This window comes from Acinetobacter sp. 226-1 (genome assembly GCF_030329325.1).
In the GTDB taxonomy this organism is placed as follows: domain Bacteria; phylum Pseudomonadota; class Gammaproteobacteria; order Pseudomonadales; family Moraxellaceae; genus Acinetobacter; species Acinetobacter sichuanensis.
Genome location: NZ_JACANU010000002.1, coordinates 469,943 through 491,469, shown reverse-complemented (window position 1 = coordinate 491,469; position 21,527 = coordinate 469,943). Strand labels below are relative to the sequence as shown.

Genomic DNA, 21,527 nt, shown 5'->3' with positions numbered 1-21,527 from the left:
AATATATTAACTAAATAATCAACTTTCAACCTTTATTTACATTTAAAGAGATTTAAATTGCCAAAAATATTCCAAAGTCTAAATTATCCTAATTTTAGAAATTACTTTATTGGGCATACTTTATCAACTTTAGGAACATGGATTCAGCAAGTTGCTTTGGCTTGGTTGGTTTATGAACTTACACATTCTGCTGTTCTTCTGGGTTTCATCACATTTTTTGCACTCGCACCGCAACTGGTGATCAGCCCCTTTGTTGGAGCAATGATTGATAAACTGAATAAAAGAAAAGCGCTGATTTTTGTACAAATTCTTTTTTTTATACAAGCATTTCTCTTGGCAATCTGTGCTTATTTTAAATGGCTTGATGCGATCAGTATTTTGGCACTTTCCATGTTTTTAGGTGTACTCAGTGCCATTGATACGCCATTACGCCAATCTTTTATCAGTGATTTAGTTGAAGATAAAAATTATATTGCAAATGCTTTGGCTTTAAATGCCATGATTTTTAATTCATGTCGTTTTATTGGTCCACCTATTGCAGGTTTATTACTGGTCATTGCTGATCCTATTTTGTGCTTTATTTTAAATGCCTTGTCTTATTTTTGCCTCATCATTGCTTTAATGTATATGAAAAATATTCAAGTTGTGAAAGCAAAAGGCTCTATTCAAAGTGTGCTCAAAGAAGGTTATATCTATGTTTTTCATCATGTTGAATATCGATGGATGATGTTATCAATCGCCATTTTAAATTTAACTGCATCAAGTTATGTGGCTATTTTGCCTATTTTTGCAAAAGATTATTTAAATGGCAATGAAACAACTTTGGGCTACTTATGGGGAGCGGCTGGTGTCGGTTCTCTGCTTTCAGCTCTGATCTTAGCCAATACACAAAATGAACAACAAATCAAAAATCGTATTTTTTATAACATGCTGCTTTGTGTTTTAGGTCTTATCGCATTAGCACTGATAGATTTAACTTTCTTTTATTATTTTGCTATGTTTTGTTTAGGCTTTGGTATTTCCACCACCAATGTTTCAACAAATATTCTCATTCAACGCCATGCGCCCAGTGAGTTTCGTGGGCGTGTGGTTTCAATTTATACCTCTTTACGCTTTGGATTTGACGCTTTAGGTGGGTTATTTGCAGGCATCCTTGCCACCTATATTGGTGTGAAAAACACCATGTTGATTTTTGCTTTATTATTGGCATTGTTTATTCTTTTTAAATTTTTACACGATAAAAAACCCATGACGACATCATAAAATACCAATAAAATGACTTGATCTTAAAGTTTAATTTTTGACAAGTCATTCAACATGGTCATGAGTTGCTGCATTTTTTCTACCCCATATTGCTCTTGAATTTTTTTATAAGAAGCTTCCATTTTAACGGCTTGCTGCTCAAAGCATGCCTTCCCTTCATCAGTTAAGGTGATCAAATTAATACGCTGATCATTCACATCTTTACGTTTTAATATCAAATCTTGCTCAATCATACGGTTTAAAATCCCCGTTAAGCTTGGTTTTAAAATACATGCAAAATCAGCAAGTTGATTACTTTCTAACTCTTCATATTGATATAAAATACGGATCACTCGCCATTGTTGCTCAGTTAAACCTATTTCATTCAATGCAGGACGAAAATAGGTCATCGTTGCTTCGCGTGCTTGTAACAATGCCAAAGTTAAAGAGGGACGGATCGTTTTCATATCAAACCTAATCATTTATTTTAATAAACATATTAACTTAATTTTGGATCATATTTATATTTTCTTTTGTAGAAGAATGACCATTTTTAAAAAATTTATTCATGCTTCAAACAATTTCACATCATAAATAGTGAGCAAAATTTTTAATTTAATCTACAAAAAATGGATGATTTTCTTCAGATTAAATCATCCACTTATTTCAGATTATGAGCTAACTCACAAAATTAGAACTTTTTATTATAGGTTAAAAAAACACGATTTTCCTGAAAATCATTGCCATGATCTACATCATATTTAACATACATATATTGCACACCTAAACCTTTTAATTTTTCTTGCTGAAGATTATAACTTACAATTAAATCAAGCTCAGTTTCTTGGTTTTTACGTCCATCAACCATTTTAATATCATCGCCATATGAATATTTAGCAATCGTATTTAAACCCGGAATGTGATCTTTAAAATTATAGGCATATACCAAGTGATAAGATTTTTCTTCTTGTTTGGCAAAGCCTGTTACATTCCAGTTAATAAAATAAGGTTCAGGTAAAAAACCATCTAATAAAGGATAAGCATCGCCAATAATCTGTTGATAGCCTACAGCTACACTATGATTTTTATATTTTACGGTTTCCAATACGCCAATATTTTGCGTATCAATATGTACGGCTTTACCCGTATCTTGCGCATTAAAATATTTAATTTTAGAGTTTAATGCCAACTCATCAGCGAGTTTAAATGTATGGTCTAAACCAACATAATGTAAATTAAATAAATCAGATAAATTTCCGAAATAATATTCACCTTTTAAAGCATCATTAAACTTATAACGAACATCAAGATAATTCAAACCATCTGATTTGTGTTTAACACCTTGTTGCGTATAAGAAAACTTAACAAAGTCTTCTTCATTACGAGGTGAAACACGTGAAACATGACCGACCTCAATCCCAAGCTGATCATTAACTTTACTGTTAAAATTTACCCCCATATAAGAAGATAATAGCTGACGACTGCCATCAACTGATGTGAGTGGTGTATCTAACCATAACTCACCTGCACGTAAGACATTATCTTGGTATTTAAATTTTAAAGTTCCACCATATTTTTTAAAATCATTGGCTTGGCTCTTAGACTGTGCATCAAAAGGTAAAATACTGTCTGAAACATGTTTGTCTGAACTTAATCGTGTTGCATATTGTGCTGATGCATCTAAACCAATTTCTAATTGATCAAAAGGTGTTTTTTGATAATCTGAAGTATAAAATAAAGAAACTCCTTGAGACCAACTACCCTGATCCTTAACTGCCTCAGGATCAAAATCACGATCAATATAAGCATTTTTCAGTGAAAGTTTCCAATTATCTTCAGCATAAACTGTATGACTAAATACCATGCCAACCAAAGTAGAATGAAGAAGAACAGTACCCATTTGCCTCATGGCTATTTTTAAATTTTCCATAATTTTATCCTTTAAAATACGATCCTGTATTTTTATACGTTGTTCATAGTGAAAAATTACAAAACAAGTTAATATATTAATTATATTTATTTAACATATTAACTTAAAAGAAAATAAAACTCTAGCACTTAAATTCTAGAGTTTTATTATTTTTAAAAATCAGATTAAACTTGTTCTTGCTCAGCACGTTTCTTTAAATAAATTCGTGTAGCAACAGCAGGTGAATCACTTGCGACAGAAATTTCAAAATGATGTTGATCTCGATCATCGAGTACTTCTTCTAAAGCACCCAAGCCTTCTACATCTTCTTGAAAAGCAGCAAATAACTGTTCATGCATAAATGCTTCAATATGCTCATCATCTAATGCGAAGTCACGCCCATGAACAATAAAATAGTGCATCGTATTATTGGTTTCAGGTGTTAAAATATGTGCCGTATGAATTTTAAATGTTTGGCGAGTATTTTCATCGAGCGCCGAGTCATAGAATGAAACACTCACTTGATGCAAGCCAGGTGATAAAAATTCTGATGTTGCAATACGTGCAGCCGTTTCCTTACCTGCAAGTCCTGTCGTTTCACCCCATACAGGTGATAAAGTCGTCGGTACAACTTCACGAATTAACTTATAGTGACCCTCTTTTAATTCGGTTTTATAAGGTGCGCTGGCATAATCTGGTGTACCAATTGTATTGGCATGTAAAAAAGTGAGATGCGTTAAATCCATAAGATTTTCATGCATACTGACATAATTTCCGGGATGGAAAAAATAACCTGAGGTAGATGCCCACTGTTCACTCTCCAACCACGGCAATTGGGGAATTTTAGACTCATCAGCAAGTTGTTGATCTCCCAACCAAATCCAAACTAAAGGACCTGTTTCAACCAACTTATATGTTTGAATACCAATACCATGTGGGCACTGTTTTTGTGATGGAATTTCGACTAAATCGCCTGAACTATTATATTTAAAACCATGATAACCACAGATAATATTATTGCCATCTAAATGACTTTTTGACAATGGAAATGAACGATGTGCGCAACGATCTTCAAGCGCAACGGCTTGCCCCTCTAAAGTACGATACATCACAACACGCTTATTTAAAATTTTACGTGCAAATAAATTTCTACCAATTTCACTTTTAAATGCCGCGACATACCATTCATTTAAAATTAATGGCGTATCTTTATTTGCCATTTTATCTGCGGCTTTACGACATGCTTCTATAATATTTACGGTTGGAATGGTCATACAATATCGTCCTGATGATGTCTGAATATTTTGAACTTAAAGATCAAGCTCAATCATTTGGCTTTTGGCTCTAGAAACACAAATCAGCATGCTTTTATTTTCAGCACGTTCTTCGTCACTTAAAATCATATCTTGGTGATCAGGTGTGCCTGAACACACCGTGGTTTCACAGCTTCTACAAATACCTGCACGGCATGAAAATGGCAGTTCAAAGCCCTCTTGTTCTAAAGCATCTAAAATCGACTGATCTGCCATAACCTGAATTTCTTTACCTGAGCGTTTGAGTTTTAAGGTAAATGAATCTGAGGTCTGTATCGCTGAATGCTCCAAAACAGGCGCGCTAAACCATTCAAAATGTACACGCTCTGGCGCAAGATGCTGTGCTGCCTGTTGCACACTTTGCATCATTGCATTTGGACCACAACAATAAATATGTTCACTCGCATTTAGATTTTTAACAATTTCTTCTACATTTAAATGCTGTTGTGCATGTTCATCATTAAAATAAAATTGAATATTTTCAGGTGCTAATTGAATTAAATCCTCATAAAAACTCGCACGTTGCTTATGTCTTAAAGCATAAATTAATCGCCATTTTTTATGATTTTTGATACACCAATGAATCATGGATAAAATAGGTGTAATACCAATACCACCTGCAATAAAGCAGTACGCATCGGCATCAAGCAAAGGAAAATTATTACGAGGTGAGCTGACTTTTAAAGTATCACCCACACGAATTTTTTGATGAATATATTGTGAACCACCACGTCCATCCTGCGCTAGCCCAACTGCGATCACGTAACGTTGTCTTTCACTTGAACAATTCAACAAGGAATAATGACGAATCAAACCATTTTCAAGATAAACTTCTAGATGTGAACCTGCACTAAACTGTGGCAGGTCTTGCCGCTGCGGATGTTGTAACTCTAAAACAAGTGTGTCTTTGGCTTCTGCCTGCACATGCGTAACAACCAACGCGAATAATGAACTTTCCATAGTGACTGACTCCCTTTCATATGACTCATATGAATAAGATTCAGTATAAATAGGCTTCAAATAAAGCCTGTCCCCCAAAAGGAGGACAAAATCTAAAATAATGTGATAAAGAGATGTAATGCGATAGCATCACTTCGTTAAGTCTAATGTGATGGGTTGAATTTAGAATATTTTGCAATCACGATTCATTGCGTTTCACAGCACAGTAAAACCACTACAAAAACAAAGCAAAGAGTTGATTTTTAAAATTAATTCCTAATTTTTCAAATGCACGATTACGATAAGTTTTAATGGTAGATTCTTTTAAATTTAAATCAGCAGCAATGCCAATATAACTCATTCCTTTTAAAATACGGCTACATACTTCAACTTCTTGAGTTGTTAGTAAAGGCTGATACTTGAATAGTTGCTGTTTTAAGTCTTTTTGCTGACTTTTTTCTTGTAAAGCCAAATGACCTTGAATCAGTTTGACCAATGCAGGAATGATACGTTCAAAGTTTTCAATTTCATGATCTGAATAAAAACCTTGTTCCTTATGACGATACAAATTAAATAAAATTGGCGAATTATCATCGTCTCGATAAAGACCACATAGCCGCTGAATTAAACCATTTTTCTCATAAATTTCTTGCCGATAAGGTGAAAAAATAATTTCATCTGCGCAAAGCTGTCCTGTTGTCGTTTGATGCTGCTCTATATTTTGCGTGGCTAAATTTTGATATAAATCATCATAGAGATGATAGCGTTTGACATAAGATTGCCCACAATGCCATGCAACATTTGGACGATCATGTTGTCGATCACACAATAATAATGCAGGAATATTATCTTTAACGCGCAAAATAGAAAAATGCTTCGATTGCACCCATGTATTTAAATAAAACAATAAGGACGAATCAAACTCTGGACGCCCCATGAGTGCCGCTAAATCAATGAAATTTGAAAAATTTTGACGATTATTCATCTTCTAAATCCATTTAGATGATGACTTATTAGTATATGAATCTGTGCGGCTTAGCAAGATTTATTATTGAAAAATGAAAAAGGAGTTTTCACTTTGTGATCTATATAATTCATTCTGTAAAAGTGAAGCATAACATCATCTAAAGACAACAATTCACTTCACTTTTACAGTATAAAATTAAATACCAATTAAGTCTTTTAACATCTTTTTAAATAGCTCACGATCTTCAGGCGCATATTGAGCAAAAACTTCCTCCTGATGACTTTCTGCAATTTTATAAAGCATATGAGCACATTCATTTCCTTGCGCTGTTAACTCATAAGAATGCCCAGTATCAAGCAATAAACCTTTTTGTGCCAAAATTTCTGTTGCTTGTTCGATTTCATGAATCGGCATTGCCACTTCACGTTGCAAATCACTTTTACTGGTCGCAGTTTTACTTTCTAAAACCAGAAGTAAACGTGCTTCACTGGTTCTAAAACCACTCGTGAGTTGCTTAGGTTGATAATCATTTTGATATGCACGTACAGCTTGAGTCAGCAAATAGTACATATTGTTATATAAACGTCCCGGAAATACGCTTTCTTCTGTACTTGCTTTACTGTTTAAGCTTGGGTGAGGTAAAACTGCAGAATAAGCACCTTGATGATATAACAAAGGTGAACGACCATGATCATGAAATTTAATAACTTTTCCGATAATAATCCAATGATCACCACCTTCAACAATATTAAACTTTTCACACTCAAAAACAGCCGAACAGTTTTTTAAAATGGGGCTAGATCCCACCCCGATTTCATACTCAATTCCTGCAAATTTATCTTCAGTACGACGAGCAAATTTATTGGATAAATCAATTTGTGCTGCCGACAAAATGTTTACTGCAAAATGCGTCGCTTCTGAAAAAATACGGTAACTTGATGAGTTTTTATCAATACTCCATAAAATTAATGCAGGATCTAAAGAAACTGAATTAAAACTATTTGCAGTAACACCTACACGCTCACCTTGCGCATTTTGCGCTGTCATAATGGTGACACCTGTCGCAAAATTACCTAAGGCACGACGAAATGCTTTTGGATCTAGTGCTTGTATATTCATATTTTCGACCATGCTATTCATATCACAACTCCTTGTATTTGAATAATAATGAAATTAAACCATGCTTGGATCTGGTTCTAAGCCCATTAATTCACGACCTAAAATTTGCGCACAAACATCATAGTCGGTATAAGCATGCGCACCTGTCATATGTGCATCACGGAATAAACGTTGGAGTTCACTATTATCTAACCAACTGGTTGCCCCTGCACCTGCCATCAAACGATCTACAGCTTCGATACACATCTTGACTGCATAGGCTTGATTTGTACGCCAAAAAGCCAATGTCTCTTTATTTGGATAAAGATGATTAACGCCATGTAAACGATGGTCTTCCCAAGTTTTTTCTAACAATGCACGTGCAGCAGCAACTTGATGTGTTGATTCAGCTATGCGCATTAAAGCAGGTGTTGCAACGCCAACATTTACACCTGTATAAGCACGAATACGATTGCGCTGCTTATCTTTAAACGCTTCAATCATACGTTCTGCCACACCTAAACTCACTGCGGAAAAACCACTCGCAAAATATGGACGATAAGGTGAATAGAAGATTTCTGACTGAGGATATAAACCAAATCCTGCCGATTTACCTTCCATCATGTCTTTGGCTTTAGAAATACGATATTCAGGAATGAATACATCGACTAATTTTAATTGTTTTGAACCACTGCTCTTAATGGCTTGTGCATACCAGTTATCCACAATTTCATAATCTTGACGAGGAATCACACCAAAACTATAGATTTTATGACCTTCTGCATCAAAACGGTTAAAACCAACGATGGCATATTCAGCATGATCACATCCACTGCTCCAGCCATATTCACCATTTAAAATAATGCCACCATCAACCTCTTGTACTTTGCCAAAAGGTGCAATTGAGCTGCTTGCTGTTGCATCAACATTATTCAGCCAGATTTCATCTTGTAGCTGTTTGCTAAACATCGCAATTTGATGGCTATGCGTACATAACAAACTAAAAGCCCATGCAGTTCCTGCACATGCACCTGCTAAAGTGACAATACAATTGGCAAAATCAGGCAAACTCATTTCCAACCCACCATATACTTTAGGTTGGAATGCACGATGAAAATTAATTTCTTTTAGCAAAGCAATATTTTCATCAGGCACACGGCGCAGTTGTTCTGCTTCTTCAGCACGTGCCGCAATTTTTGGTAAAATTTCCTTAATTTTTTCTAACATCGTTTTTTCTGACGAAATTGGGTTTGCTGCTTCTGTATAAATCATTTGGATTGAATCAGATGCGTCATTTGCATAGTTCTCAAAAGACTCATGTGTCGAAATTGTATTTTCCATGATTACTCTTCCTTAAAAATCAGATATTTATAAAAAAATATTTATTTAACTTCCTAATATTTTTCTATTATTCATGGAATACACGATTTAGTTAATGCATTTTTCACGTATTAATTTGTACTTTTCATGGCTTTTTATCGCTGTATTTATGAAAGCTTGTCATCCCCGTCATTTCATATTTTATTTATCATAAAAAAACCAGCCGAAGCTGGTTAAAGATGTTTTCAAATAAAATATCAATTAATTTTTATGCCATATAATCGGTGATTTCATTTGCTCTGCCTCATGGTCAGGTCCTAACGGAATACCTGAACGATCACGCAAGGACAGCGTAGACAATAACGCAATACTGGTCATCACTGCTAAATAAATCGTGACGGAGAATGTCGAACCTGTGACACTCACTAGCCATGTTCCAATCATTGGGGCAAATGCACCACCTAAAATTGCACCTAAAGCATAAGAAATCGAAATTCCAGAAAAACGCACTGATGCTGGAAATAACTCAGAGTAAAATGCTGATTGCACCCCATAAGTCAAACCAATACCACTCGCAAGGAAACATAAACCTAAAGCAAATAATGGCATTGCACCTGTATTAACCAAAGGAAATAATGCAAAAACGCCACATAATTGAATAATCCACCCGATGATATAGGTTTTTTTACGTCCAATTTTGTCTGATAATGCACCTGAAATATAAGTCGTAATCAACCAACAAAAAGAAGCCAATGTGACACAAATCAGGACAGGTGTTCGTTCTAGCTGTAAAGGTCCTGTAGGGTTCGTCGCATAGTTTTGAATGAAGCCACCTGTCGTCATATAACCACAAGCACTATTTCCAGCAAAAACCAAAGCAGCCAATAAAACCAGTAAAGCATGATTTTTAAATAAATCACGAATAGGCGTTTTAGAGGCACTTTTACGTTCTTTAATTTCTTCAAACACAGGACTTTCTTCTACAGTACGACGAATCCAATGCCCAACAAACAACAAAACGATACTAAAAAGAAAGGGAATGCGCCAACCCCATTCGATGAAAGCTTCACCGGGTGCAACGATACCTGTCATTAAAGCAAACATACCTGAGGCTAAAATCAATCCCAAAGGCACGCCAATTTGTGGAAATGAACCAAAGCGTCCACGCTTATGTGTAGGTGCATGTTCAACTGCCATAAGCACAGCCCCGCCCCATTCACCTCCTGCGGCAAGACCTTGTAAAATACGCAAAATAAGTAATAGGACTGGAGCAGCAACACCAATACTTGCATAAGTTGGGAGCAAACCTATACATGTTGTTGCGATTCCCATCAGTACCAGTGTCATCACCAGTACAATACGACGCCCATATTTATCACCTAAATACCCTGCTAAAAATGCACCTAGTGGTCGAAATAAAAAGCTAATTCCAACGGTTGCAAATGCCAGTATCGTTCCAAGCGTATTACCTGCAGGAGCAAAAAATAAGTCTTTAAAAATCAGACCTGCTGCTGCCGCATAAATAAAAAAGTCATACCACTCTACAGTCGTACCAACGATAGTTGCATAGGCAACTTTACGTTCTTCCTTGGTCATTTTATCTGATGTAGACGCATAGGTAGATGTTGTTTCCATTTCTATCTCCTTATAGAGAAACAATCAGCTTTATTTTATTCAACCTCATGAATTTAATTAACATATTAACAAATTGATTTTAATAACACCTAAATATCTAGAGAAATTAAAATCAAACATGAGGGATTTTACAAAAAACTTAATATTCTAAAAAATACTAAATTGTTAATATATTAATTAATAACATATACAACATCTAATTAAAATACATTTTCAATAAAATTAATTAAAATATTAAGTCAAATGACTAAAATAAAGTTGACTATATGGGTTGAGTTTTGTGAAATAGATATTTGCTTCAGTCAAATTGGCAGCAAGATTTAAGTCATGATCTGAGAACATATTTCTCATCCTTTAAAAGAATGAATAACGACACATCAGAAAATAAACTTTTGATATTTATTGATTAAACGATAAATATTTACTTTGGACGATCAGCATGTTAACCATTTCATTTTCAAGCATCATTTTATCTATATATAAGTAAAAATAAGGGTCGCTACACCCTTATTTTAAATCATGATAAATAGATCTAAATGCCCATACACATGTATTTTAATTCTTGATAATCTTCAATACCATATTTTGAGCCTTCACGCCCACAACCTGATTCTTTGATTCCCCCGAACGGCGCAACTTCTGTTGAAATTAAACCCTCGTTGATCCCAACCATTCCATACTCTAATGCTTCACCTACACGCCAAGCTCGACTTAAACTTTCTGTATAAATATATGAAGCTAAACCAAATTCTGTATCATTTGCCATTTGGATTGCTTGTGCTTCGGTAGAAAACTTAAAAACAGGTGCCAATGGACCAAAAGTTTCATCTTTAGCAACCAACATATCAGGAGTAACATCGGCTAAAACTGTTGGCTCAAAAAAGGTGTGCCCTAAAGCATGACGTTGCCCACCCACAACAACTTTTGCACCTTTTGATGTCGCATCTTCAATATGTTCTTGAATTTTTTCTACTGCTTTTTCATTGATCAACGGACCTTGTTCAGCACCTTGTTCAAAAGCAGGAGCAACTTTAAGCTGTGCCACGGCAGCTTTTAATTTTTCAATAAAAGCATCATAAACAGTATCTTGTACTAAAATACGGTTTGTACATACACAAGTTTGACCGCTATTACGGAATTTTGAAGCAATTGCACCTTCTACAGCTCGGTCTAAATTTGCATCATCAAAAATAATAAATGGCGCATTTCCACCTAACTCCATACTGACTTTTTTCATCGTTGATGAACATTGCTCCATCAATAATTTGCCAATTTGTGTAGACCCTGTAAAAGACACTTTTTTGACCGTAGGATGTTGTGTCAATACCGCACCAATTTCACGTGCGCTGCCTGTCACCACATTAATCACACCTTGAGGAATCCCTGCTTGCTCTGCTAAAGCCACAAGTGCTAAAGCTGACAATGGGGTTTCAGAAGCAGGTTTAATAATCACGGTACAGCCCGCAGCAAGTGCTGGACCTACTTTACGCGTAATCATCGCATTTGGAAAATTCCATGGTGTAATGGCAGCGACTACACCGACAGGCTGACGAATGACAACAAGACGACGACCTTGTTTATCATGAGGAATAACATCGCCATAAGTACGTTTTGCTTCTTCAGCAAACCATTCGATAAAACTTGCACCATACAAAATCTCACCACGACTTTCTGTCATGGGTTTCCCTTGCTCAGTACTTAAAATCATGGCTAAATCTTCTTGATTTTCAATAATCAATTGATACCATTTCTTTAATAATAATGAGCGCTCTTTTGCAGTAGTGAGTTTCCATGTGGCTAATGCAGTATCCGCAGCAACAACTGCTTGTTCAACTTGCTGAGCTGCAACAGATGCAATATTTGCAATGATTTCACCTGTGGCAGGATTTGTAACTGCAAAGGTTTTATTGTCGTGTGCATTTACCCATTGACCATCAATAAAAACTTGTTCTTTAAATAAAGTTGTATTTGTTAATTGCATACTTAAATTCCTTAATAGACGCTTGGTGCTTGTGGCTGAGTCGTTGCGTCTGTCTGTTTAAATTTTCCTAGCAATTGTGTCATCGACTTCATCAATAAACTCGTGTCTACGCCAACAGCGACAAATTCTGTACCTAAAGCCAAATATGTTTTTGCCAAGGTTTCATCCGCAGATAAAATACCCGCAGCTTTACCTGCTTGGCGAATTTTTTGAATTGTTTCTACAATCACTTTTTGTACTTCAGGATGTCCTGCCTGCCCACGATAGCCCAAAGCAGCAGACAAATCAGCAGGACCAATAAAGACGCCATCAATGCCTTCGACTTGTAAAATTTCGTCTAGATTTTCTAAGCCTTTTTTGGACTCAATTTGTATCAACACACTAATTTGTTCATCAGCAGTCTGTAAATAATCTGTAATGTTATTCCAACGAGAAGCACGTGCTAATGCAGCACCTACGCCACGAATTCCTTCAGGTGGATACCGTGTTGCTTGTACCATCAATTGTGCTTGCTCAGCCGACTCCACCATTGGAATCAACAGCGTTTGAGCACCAATATCCAGTAATTGTTTAATCAGATGAATATCACCTGTTACAGGACGAACCACAGCTTGGCTCTGATAAGGTGCAATGGCTTGTAGTTGTTCTAAAATACTACGAACATCATTCGGTGCATGCTCACCATCAATCAATAGCCAATCATAGCCAGCATTGGCAGCTATTTCTGCACAATACCCCTGTGCAAGCCCGACCCACATCCCAATTTGCTGTTCAGTTTTGAGTTTCTTTTTAAAATAATTTGTTGTATCAATCATGTCTGCTCCTCAATTACATAAAACGAAATGCAATTGAACCCAATTGATCATAATCAATATGGAAAGTATCACCTGCTTTTGCTGCAACAGGACGAGTAAATGAACCACCTAAAATAATTTGACCTGCTTCTAATGTCACACCATATGGATGTAGTTTATTGGCAAGCCACGCCACACCTTTGGCTGGATGATTCAATACCGCAGCAGACACTCCAGACTCTTCAATCACCCCATTACGATATAAAATTGCAGAAATACGACGTAAATCGAGTTCAGTCGGCTTAATTGGTCGACCACCTAATACAATTCCTGCATTGGCTGCATTATCTGAAATCGTGTCAAATACCTTACGGGTAATTTGTGTCTCAGGGTCTACATTATGCAAACGTGCATCAATAATTTCGACCGCAGGAATAATATAATCCGTTGCATCTAGCACATCAAAAATCGTGCAATTTGGTCCTGAAAGTGGTTTACCCAAAATAAAAGCTAACTCCACTTCAACACGTGGCACGATAAAGCGCGACATTGGAATGTCAGTTCCTTCATCAAATACCATATCATCTAATAACGCACCATAATCAGGTTCAGTAATATTAGAAGAAACTTGCATGGCACGTGAAGTTAAACCGATCTTATGCCCAACCAATTTACGTCCTTCAGCAATTTTATGTGCGACCCATGCTTTTTGAATTTCATAGGCATCTTCAATGGTAATCTCAGGATATTGCAATGAAAACTGACGAATTTGTTGACCTGATTTTTCAGCTTGATCCAGTTGCAAAGCCAGTTCTTGAATTTTTGCTTGATCTAACATAAAGATATCCTTATCTAACCATTATTTTTTAAAAATTGATGAATATTGTTGGATTTGAAATTTAAAACAGGATCTAGTTCTTTCATCTCAAAAGAAATCGCCAATAAACGCTGCTCTTTTAATGGTTGAAAAAATGCTTCAATTTTTGCAAAGAGTTCTGTTGCTACACGTTGACGTGTTTCTAAATCACGTCCAGAACCAACTTTTAGCGTCATATGAACAAAGGCATAATCATGTAAACCATCTGCCATACGAAATTTATCCATACGAATCGCACGACTACGAATACCACCTAAAGGGAAGATTCCTGTGCCACCTAAAAAGTTATTCACTTGTGTAAATAAGTCTTGAAAATCGACTGATTCTTCTAAATTTGCACTGTATTCAGCAATAAAATGAGGCATCAGAAATCTCCTTTTTATGATTTAAACAATTGAGTCAGGCAGTGGGAAAATGGCATTGATTTGCCCTGTTCCTGAACTCGGAAACGCTGGCGTAATAATTTCTACGGCTTTGTCATACTGATCCCAGCCTAATAATCCAAGTAGCATTGCAGTGTCATGCATACCACCTTCGCCATAACAGTATTCTGCATATTCAGGCAACATATCTGTAAACTCTTTCCACTCTGCACGTTGCCACATGCCGACAACATGTTTATCCACTTGGCGATCCCATTCACGGGTATATTCATCCATACCACGCTTATATTCACGATCCCAAATAAAACGATGTGACAATGAACCACTGGCAAATACCGCTACAGTACCTTCATATTTTTCAATCGCTTTGAGTAAACCCTCACCAAATTTACGGCTGTCTTCTAATTCATGAGAAGTTAAAAAAGCAGATACTGAAACGACTTTAAAATGTTTATCCTGATTCATATAACGCATTGGAACCAATGTGCCATATTCAAGTTCAAGACTTTTAATATTATGTGCTTGTGCTCGAATGCCTGTTTTACAAATTTCTTCTTGCATCAACTGACCCAATTCAGGGTTTCCATCGTAATCAAATTCCATATTTTGAATAAAATGTGGCAATTCATTACTGGTATAAACACCACTAAAATTTTCACCTGCATTAATATGAAATGCGCTATTGACCAGCCAATGGCTATCAAAAACAATGATCGTATCGACACCAAGTTCACGACAACGACGACCAATTTCAATATGACCATCAATTGCTGCTTGACGGATTCCATTGGTTGGACCTGGCAATTCTGATAAATACATTGACGGTACGTGTGTGATTTTTGCAGCAAGAGCAAGCTTACCCATTTCTATCTTCCTGATATTCTTCTTTCAAATGTTGTGTAAAGCATTTTCTGATCGCTGAGTTTCATATTGAATATTTCCTTTATATTAAGAAAAGACTTAGAGTGAGGTCAAAAGCCCACTCCAAGCTTCAAATAAAGACAAAAATCCAATATATCTCGTTGAGAAACACATCACACAAAACTTAATATTGAGTTGATTTTCCTGTATTTGATCTCACACAAGAATGCTGTTCTTAAATTCCAAATGGCGTGTTACACGCCCCATTTTGGTATATGGTGCGATCCCATTGAAATACAAACATTTTTGATTTCCGTAAATACTTCAAGGCTATATTCACCGCCTTCACGCCCTGTTCCTGAACCTTTTACACCACCAAAAGGTTGACGTAAATCACGTACGTTTTGGCTGTTAATAAACACCATACCCGCTTCAATACCAGCAGCTAAACGATGTGCTTTACCAATATCTTGTGTCCAGATATAAGATGCCAAACCATACTCAACATCATTGGCTAAATATAATGCCTCAGCTTCATCTTTAAACTTGATCAAACATACAACAGGTCCAAAGATTTCTTCTTGCGCAATACGCATACGGTTATCAACGTTGGCAAAAACCGTTGGCTGAATAAACTGACCTTTTTGTAAATGTTCAGGTAAATTTGCTGGACGCTCTAAGCCACCTGCAACTAGGCTTGCACCTTCCTCAATACCAATCTTGATATAACCTGTCACTTTGTCATAATGTGCTTGCGTAATCATTGAACCAACTTGCGTTTTCGGGTCTTGTGGATCACCAACAATGATATTTTTTGCACGACGTGCAAACTCTTTTACAAACTCATCGTAAACCGATTCTTGAATGAAAATACGGCTACCTGCGGTACAACGTTCACCATTTAATGAGAAGATCGTAAATAATGCTGCATCTAATGCACGTTCAAGATCGGCATCTTCAAAAATCAACACAGGTGATTTACCACCTAACTCCATTGAGTATTTTTTCAGCCCAGCATTTGCCATGATACGACGACCTGTTGCCGTACCCCCTGTAAATGAAATTGCACGAACATCAGGATGCTTCACCAAAGCATCACCTGCTGTTGCACCATAACCTTGAACAACGTTAAATACTCCTTCAGGAATACCCGCTTCCAAAGCTAAACGTCCTAATTCATTCGCTGTTAATGGTGAAAGCTCCGACATTTTCAGAACAGCAGTATTACCTAATGCCAAACATGGTGCAGTTTTCCATGTTGCCGTCATAAATGGTACGTTCCAAGGTGAAACCAAACCACAAACACCCACTGGTTGATGCAATGTATAGTTCAACATTTGATCATCAACAGGATAAGTATGCCCATTCATGCGAGTGCAAACTTCAGCAAAGAAGTTGAAGTTATGTGAAGCACGAGGAATCAAAACATTTTTGGTTTGATGAATTGGTAAACCTGTATCTAATGTTTCAAGTTCAGCAATTTTTGCAACGTTTTGATCAATCAGATCACCTAAGTTACGCATTAAACGCGCACGTTCTTTTGCAGGTGTTTTCGCCCATTGTGGTGCTGCACGTTTCGCTGCGGCAACTGCAAGATCAATTTCAGCTTGCCCACCACTTGCAACTTCACCAATCGCTTGATTTGTCGCAGGATTATAGTTTGTAAATGTTTCTTGGCTTTCGACTTCTTTACCATCAATCCAGTGTTTAATCATACCGTTCATCCCTTAACTTAAACTGTTTTAAAAAATTCTGTTTCTGAAACGATGTAGTTACGCAATTGACCTACACCCTCAATTTCTACAATCACTTCATCACCCGGCACGACATCTGAAAGCCCTTCAGGTGTTCCTGTCGCAATCATGTCGCCCGCTTGTAAAGTCATAAATGATGAAATGTACTCAATGAGAAATGGCACATCAAAAATCATATCTGCCGTCGTACCTTCTTGGCGCAGTTCACCATTTACCCAAGTTCGAAGGGTTAAATTATTCGGCTCAGGGACTGAAGCTGTATCAATAATGTATGGACCTACAGGTGTGGTTGAATGACGGTTTTTAACACGTAAGTTTGGACGATAATAATTTTCTAAATAATCACGAATCGCATAGTCATTACATAAGGTATAGCCAGCAACATAATCTAAAGCATCTTCACGCTTAACATTTTTTGCAGTTTTACCAATCACAGCGACCAATTCACATTCATAGTGCATATAGTCAACGTGGTCAGGACGCCATGTATTTTTATTGTGACCCGTAAATGTATTTGGCGCTTTAATAAAAATAAGCGGTTCTTTTGGTGGTTCAAAAGCCAATTCACGCGCATGATCCGCATAATTTAAACCAAGAGCAAACATTGTTCCTTGTGCAGGAGGCAACCATTCCACAGATTCTTCACTTAAAATTTCACCATTTTCAAGTTGAACGCTTAAGTCTTCTAAAACTTCAACATTAACCACTTCACCCTGATGACGAATACGTGCAGTTTTCATGATTTATACTCCCTGTTCCTGAATCGTGTTTTCTATCGCACCCAATTGATCAATCTCGATACGAACCATATCATTTGCATTTAAATCAACACGTCCTAATGGGGTTCCTGTCAAAATCACATCACCTTCATTGAGTGGCATATACTCTGAAATTTCTGCAATGATCTGCTCAGGTGTACGCAACCAGTTTGAAGTATTGCCTTTTTGTTTCAATTCACCATTGACCAAAACACGTAACTCTAAATGATTGATATCTGTGACTTGATCACGAGCAACAGCTTCACCAATGACACAAAAGCCATCCTGACATTTGGCTTTAATGGCTGGGCGATAATAACTGTCTTCAGGCAAACTCAATTCATTGACCACGACATAAGCTGCAATATGTTCATGCGCATCTTTTTCTTGTACACGACTGGTACTTTTCCCAATCACAATACCCACCGTAGGTCCTGCTTGTAAAACATCATCCACTTGTTTAAAAACCACCTGACCACTTTGATTACGGGTATTTGGAGTTTTAATAAACAAAACGGGTTTGACAGGCTCTTTCACATAAGGCTTTTGATTAAATTGTGTCTGTAAGCTTTCATATAAACACTTATAATTTAATGCGATACCAAAAATATTGCCGTGAGTATCTATCTTTTTTAGATCATTCATCGCGTTTTCTCTTCCTTGGATCTAGATATTTTTTTCTAGACTTTTCACAAATTAGTTAATATATTAACTTTATAGTTAACATCATAACTAATTGCAAGCACTTTTTACGTTATGATATAAAAAATTATACTTTTCATGGATCCGAAGGTATGAAAAACGCATTTATCCCCAATTTACCGATGGGGCAAGTTGATGATCAAGGTCTTATCACTGAAGACATTCATTATGAAGATCAAGCGAAACTGGCGAACTTTTTTGGTCAAAATATGCCACCGCATCGTCATGACCGCTTTTTTCAATTACATTTTTTCACTAAAGGTACAGTGCAAGTTTTTCTAGACGATGTGAAATATATCTGTCAAGCACCTGCTTTTTTTCTAACCCCACCCTCTGTTGCACATTCTTTCATGACTGATCCTGACTGCGAAGGACATGTCTTAACTGTGCAACAAAATATTATTTCGCGACTACAAAATGACTTAAAAATTCAGCATATTTACCCTATGTGTGTACATTCAGGTCAGTTCAATCATTCTGATTTTCAAGATTTACATCGTTTAGAACATTATTTACATCAACTCAAAGATGAATTTGAAAATAATCAACAAGGTAAAAATTTTGTTTTAAAAAGCTTAATTGGTCTGATTTTTTTACAAGCCATGCGACTCGCTGAATCTGCTTTACCTTATACCTATAATAACAATCATGATCTGGCAATTTTTCGTAAATTTAATGAATTAATTGAATCTCATTATGATCACCATTGGACATTAACTGAATATGCAGCTCATTTAGCCATTACAGAAACACGTTTAAATGAAATTTGCCGCCGTTTAGCCAACACCTCTTCTAAAAAGTTAATTTACAACCGACAAATGCAAGAAGCTAAACGTATGCTTATTTTCACAGATAGTTCTATCCATATGATTTGCTATCAACTAGGTTTTAAAGATCCTGCTTATTTCAGTCGCTTTTTTCAAAAATATGCAGGTATAAGCCCTTCTAAATTTAGACAAGTAAATCTGCTATCTTATTAAAATTTAAAATAAAAAAGGGATGATTATCATCCCTTTTTGCATCTTGTAAAACTACAATTATGCGCGCTCTAAATAGTCACCAGTACGAGTGTCTACACGAACATTTTCTTCTTGCTGTACAAATAATGGAACACGTACTACTGCACCTGTTTCTAATTTTGCAGGTTTACCGCCACCACCAGAAGTATCACCACGTACACCTGGATCAGTTTCAACAACTTTTAATACAACAAAGTTCGGTGCATTTACAGTTAATGGCACGCCATTAAATAGCATAATCGTACATTTTTCATTTGAATCATCTTTCAACCATTTCGCAGCATCACCCATTGCAGTTTTATCTGCTGCAATTTGCTCGAAAGATACAGGATCCATGAAATTCCACATTTCACCATCGTTGTAAAGGTATTCCATTTCAACTTCCACAATATCTGCTGCTTCTAAAGAGTCGCCAGATTTGAAAGTTTTTTCTAATACTTTGCCAGACTTAAGGTTACGTAGTTTTACGCGGTTAAATGCTTGCCCTTTACCTGGTTTTACATATTCGTTTTCCATGATTGAACATGGGTTACCATCAAGCATAACTTTTAAGCCAGCTTTGAAATCATTTGTAGAATAATAGGCCATGAAAGGCTCACTCCAAACTTAAATCTTGAATCTATTCATGCTGAAAATTCATGCATTGAATAAAACTATGTGTGAATTTGTCTAGCAGACTGCTAGCCATATGTTGTCATTCTTGGCTATTCTAAATGAGCAACGTACTTTGAAGCAATGTAAAAATTTTCAGCAGCGCTCAGATATTAGCTAAATACAGCATATTATCAAGTTTTATCCCCTGCATCTTCGCCAACTAAGTGCTAAAATCATCAAGCTGAAATAGATAATTGAATGATCTATTGCATTGTAAACAGGATCTAACTTTTTCAAGTTACTGTTCGTTTTTTCTCCCAACACTCTATATTCTTTTATTTTCATGACTTATCTATATCAAGAGCAAAACTGGCAATCACAGATGAGTGATTTGATCACTTCACCGCAAGAACTGCTTGAGCAATTACAGCTTTCACCCGCTGAATTATTGTCAGGTGCTTTACTCGCTTCAGAACAGTTTAAACTGCGTGTGCCACGTGCTTTTGTCAAAAAGATGGAAGTAGGAAATGCATATGATCCTTTATTATTACAAGTGCTTCCTCATCATTTAGAGCTTGAAGAACACGAGGGTTTTGTCACAGACCCTTTAGGAGAAGAGCAAGCAAACCAACTTCCTGGCGTATTACATAAATATAAATCAAGATTTTTACTCACCCTAACAGGGGCTTGTGCTGTACATTGTCGTTATTGTTTTCGTCGTCATTTTCCTTATCAAGAAAATTTACCTAAAAATGATGACTGGCTACATATTAAAAATTATTTAGAACAACATCCTGAAATTAATGAAGTGATTTTAAGTGGTGGAGATCCCCTAACCTTATCAAATCGTAAACTTGCACTTTGGATTGAAAGGTTAGAATCTTTAGCACAAGTTAAAATTCTAAGAATTCACTCCCGCGTTCCAATCGTAATTCCTGAAAGAATCGACGAAGAACTTGTTTACTTATTGAAAAACAGTCGGCTACGTGTCATTCTAGTTGTGCATGCAAATCATGCAGCAGAACTTGATGCTTTAACCTGTTCTAAGCTTTCTATGCTGGTTAAAGAACAAATTTTAGTACTGAATCAAGCTGTTTTATTAAAAGGGGTGAATAATTCTACAAGTGTTTTGGTTGAACTCAGTCAACGCTTGTTTGAAGCTGGGGTATTACCTTATTATTTACATGTGTTAGATAAAGTAAAAGGTGCACATCATTTTGATTTACATACAAATGAAATTGATGACATTTATAGAGAACTACTCGCTAGCTTACCCGGTTATTTAGTTCCTAAATTAGTCAGAGAGATTGCGGGAGAGAAAAATAAAACACCGCTATTTGGGGCTTCAAGTTTTTAGATTTTTTAAAATGAGTTCAATATA

20 protein-coding genes are annotated in these 21,527 nt (G+C 36.2%); 3 read left to right on the top strand and 17 right to left on the bottom strand.

From position 1 onward, the window contains the following. Positions 1-57 precede the first annotated feature (57 nt). Positions 58-1,263: an MFS transporter gene (locus tag HX124_RS05785; protein ID WP_286382230.1), complete on the top strand. Its 1,206-nt coding sequence runs from the start codon at positions 58-60 to the stop codon at positions 1,261-1,263. A 23-nt stretch (positions 1,264-1,286) separates the two neighbouring features. On the opposite strand, the gene hpaR is transcribed toward HX124_RS05785, so the two are convergent. The 16 genes from hpaR to HX124_RS05705 form a co-directional block, all read right to left on the bottom strand. Then, a complete protein-coding gene (gene hpaR / locus HX124_RS05780; protein ID WP_107006619.1) occupies positions 1,287-1,709 on the bottom strand; it encodes a homoprotocatechuate degradation operon regulator HpaR in 423 nt (140 codons plus the stop codon). Positions 1,710-1,933: 224 nt separating this feature from the next. Continuing rightward, on the bottom strand, positions 1,934-3,172 hold the full coding sequence (locus HX124_RS05775) for an OprD family outer membrane porin (protein ID WP_502872808.1): 1,239 nt from the start codon (positions 3,170-3,172) through the stop codon (positions 1,934-1,936). Between the two features lie 164 nt (positions 3,173-3,336). Continuing rightward, the gene (locus tag HX124_RS05770) at positions 3,337-4,425 is read right to left on the bottom strand and encodes a Rieske 2Fe-2S domain-containing protein (protein ID WP_286376420.1); all 1,089 of its coding nucleotides are present in this window, start codon (positions 4,423-4,425) and stop codon (positions 3,337-3,339) included. A 36-nt stretch (positions 4,426-4,461) separates the two neighbouring features. Beyond that, the gene (locus HX124_RS05765; RefSeq protein ID WP_286382229.1) at positions 4,462-5,424 is read right to left on the bottom strand and encodes a PDR/VanB family oxidoreductase; all 963 of its coding nucleotides are present in this window, start codon (positions 5,422-5,424) and stop codon (positions 4,462-4,464) included. 214 nt (positions 5,425-5,638) lie between these two features. After that, on the bottom strand, positions 5,639-6,388 hold the full coding sequence (locus tag HX124_RS05760; protein WP_286376422.1) for a helix-turn-helix domain-containing protein: 750 nt from the start codon (positions 6,386-6,388) through the stop codon (positions 5,639-5,641). A 177-nt stretch (positions 6,389-6,565) separates the two neighbouring features. Then, positions 6,566-7,510, bottom strand: a complete 945-nt coding sequence (locus HX124_RS05755) for a p-hydroxyphenylacetate 3-hydroxylase reductase component (protein ID WP_286382228.1) — start codon at positions 7,508-7,510, stop codon at positions 6,566-6,568. 33 nt (positions 7,511-7,543) lie between these two features. Continuing rightward, on the bottom strand, positions 7,544-8,809 hold the full coding sequence (locus tag HX124_RS05750; protein WP_286382227.1) for a p-hydroxyphenylacetate 3-hydroxylase oxygenase component: 1,266 nt from the start codon (positions 8,807-8,809) through the stop codon (positions 7,544-7,546). Positions 8,810-9,049: 240 nt separating this feature from the next. Further along, positions 9,050-10,423, bottom strand: a complete 1,374-nt coding sequence (locus HX124_RS05745; protein WP_286382226.1) for an MFS transporter — start codon at positions 10,421-10,423, stop codon at positions 9,050-9,052. A 532-nt stretch (positions 10,424-10,955) separates the two neighbouring features. Next, a complete protein-coding gene (locus HX124_RS05740) occupies positions 10,956-12,404 on the bottom strand; it encodes an NAD-dependent succinate-semialdehyde dehydrogenase (protein WP_286382225.1) in 1,449 nt (482 codons plus the stop codon). An 11-nt stretch (positions 12,405-12,415) separates the two neighbouring features. Beyond that, complete coding sequence (gene hpaI, locus HX124_RS05735; RefSeq protein ID WP_286382224.1) at positions 12,416-13,219, bottom strand: 4-hydroxy-2-oxoheptanedioate aldolase; 804 nt, start codon at positions 13,217-13,219, stop codon at positions 12,416-12,418. 13 nt (positions 13,220-13,232) lie between these two features. Further along, positions 13,233-14,036: a 2-oxo-hept-4-ene-1,7-dioate hydratase gene (gene hpaH / locus HX124_RS05730; RefSeq protein ID WP_107006608.1), complete on the bottom strand. Its 804-nt coding sequence runs from the start codon at positions 14,034-14,036 to the stop codon at positions 13,233-13,235. 14 nt (positions 14,037-14,050) lie between these two features. After that, a complete protein-coding gene (locus tag HX124_RS05725) occupies positions 14,051-14,440 on the bottom strand; it encodes a 5-carboxymethyl-2-hydroxymuconate Delta-isomerase (RefSeq protein WP_286376429.1) in 390 nt (129 codons plus the stop codon). 21 nt (positions 14,441-14,461) lie between these two features. Further along, entirely contained in the window at positions 14,462-15,322 is an 861-nt protein-coding gene (hpaD, locus tag HX124_RS05720) for a 3,4-dihydroxyphenylacetate 2,3-dioxygenase (RefSeq protein WP_286376430.1), read from the bottom strand. A 251-nt stretch (positions 15,323-15,573) separates the two neighbouring features. Continuing rightward, the gene (gene hpaE / locus HX124_RS05715) at positions 15,574-17,034 is read right to left on the bottom strand and encodes a 5-carboxymethyl-2-hydroxymuconate semialdehyde dehydrogenase (RefSeq protein ID WP_107006605.1); all 1,461 of its coding nucleotides are present in this window, start codon (positions 17,032-17,034) and stop codon (positions 15,574-15,576) included. Between the two features lie 17 nt (positions 17,035-17,051). Beyond that, positions 17,052-17,813 (bottom strand): fumarylacetoacetate hydrolase family protein, encoded by a 762-nt coding sequence (locus HX124_RS05710; RefSeq protein ID WP_286382223.1) that lies wholly within the window; start codon positions 17,811-17,813, stop codon positions 17,052-17,054. Positions 17,814-17,816: 3 nt separating this feature from the next. Further along, on the bottom strand, positions 17,817-18,476 hold the full coding sequence (locus tag HX124_RS05705) for a fumarylacetoacetate hydrolase family protein (protein WP_286382222.1): 660 nt from the start codon (positions 18,474-18,476) through the stop codon (positions 17,817-17,819). Positions 18,477-18,625: 149 nt separating this feature from the next. On the opposite strand from HX124_RS05705, the gene hpaA reads away from it, so the two are divergent. After that, positions 18,626-19,513, top strand: a complete 888-nt coding sequence (gene hpaA, locus HX124_RS05700) for a 4-hydroxyphenylacetate catabolism regulatory protein HpaA (RefSeq protein ID WP_286382221.1) — start codon at positions 18,626-18,628, stop codon at positions 19,511-19,513. A 57-nt stretch (positions 19,514-19,570) separates the two neighbouring features. Here hpaA and efp read toward each other — a convergent pair whose 3' ends face one another. Further along, positions 19,571-20,140, bottom strand: coding sequence for an elongation factor P (efp, locus tag HX124_RS05695; RefSeq protein WP_107006601.1), 570 nt, complete (start codon positions 20,138-20,140; stop codon positions 19,571-19,573). Positions 20,141-20,489: 349 nt separating this feature from the next. Here efp and epmB point away from each other — a divergent pair, with 349 nt between their 5' ends. Continuing rightward, complete coding sequence (gene epmB, locus HX124_RS05690) at positions 20,490-21,503, top strand: EF-P beta-lysylation protein EpmB (protein ID WP_286382220.1); 1,014 nt, start codon at positions 20,490-20,492, stop codon at positions 21,501-21,503. Positions 21,504-21,527 lie beyond the last annotated feature (24 nt).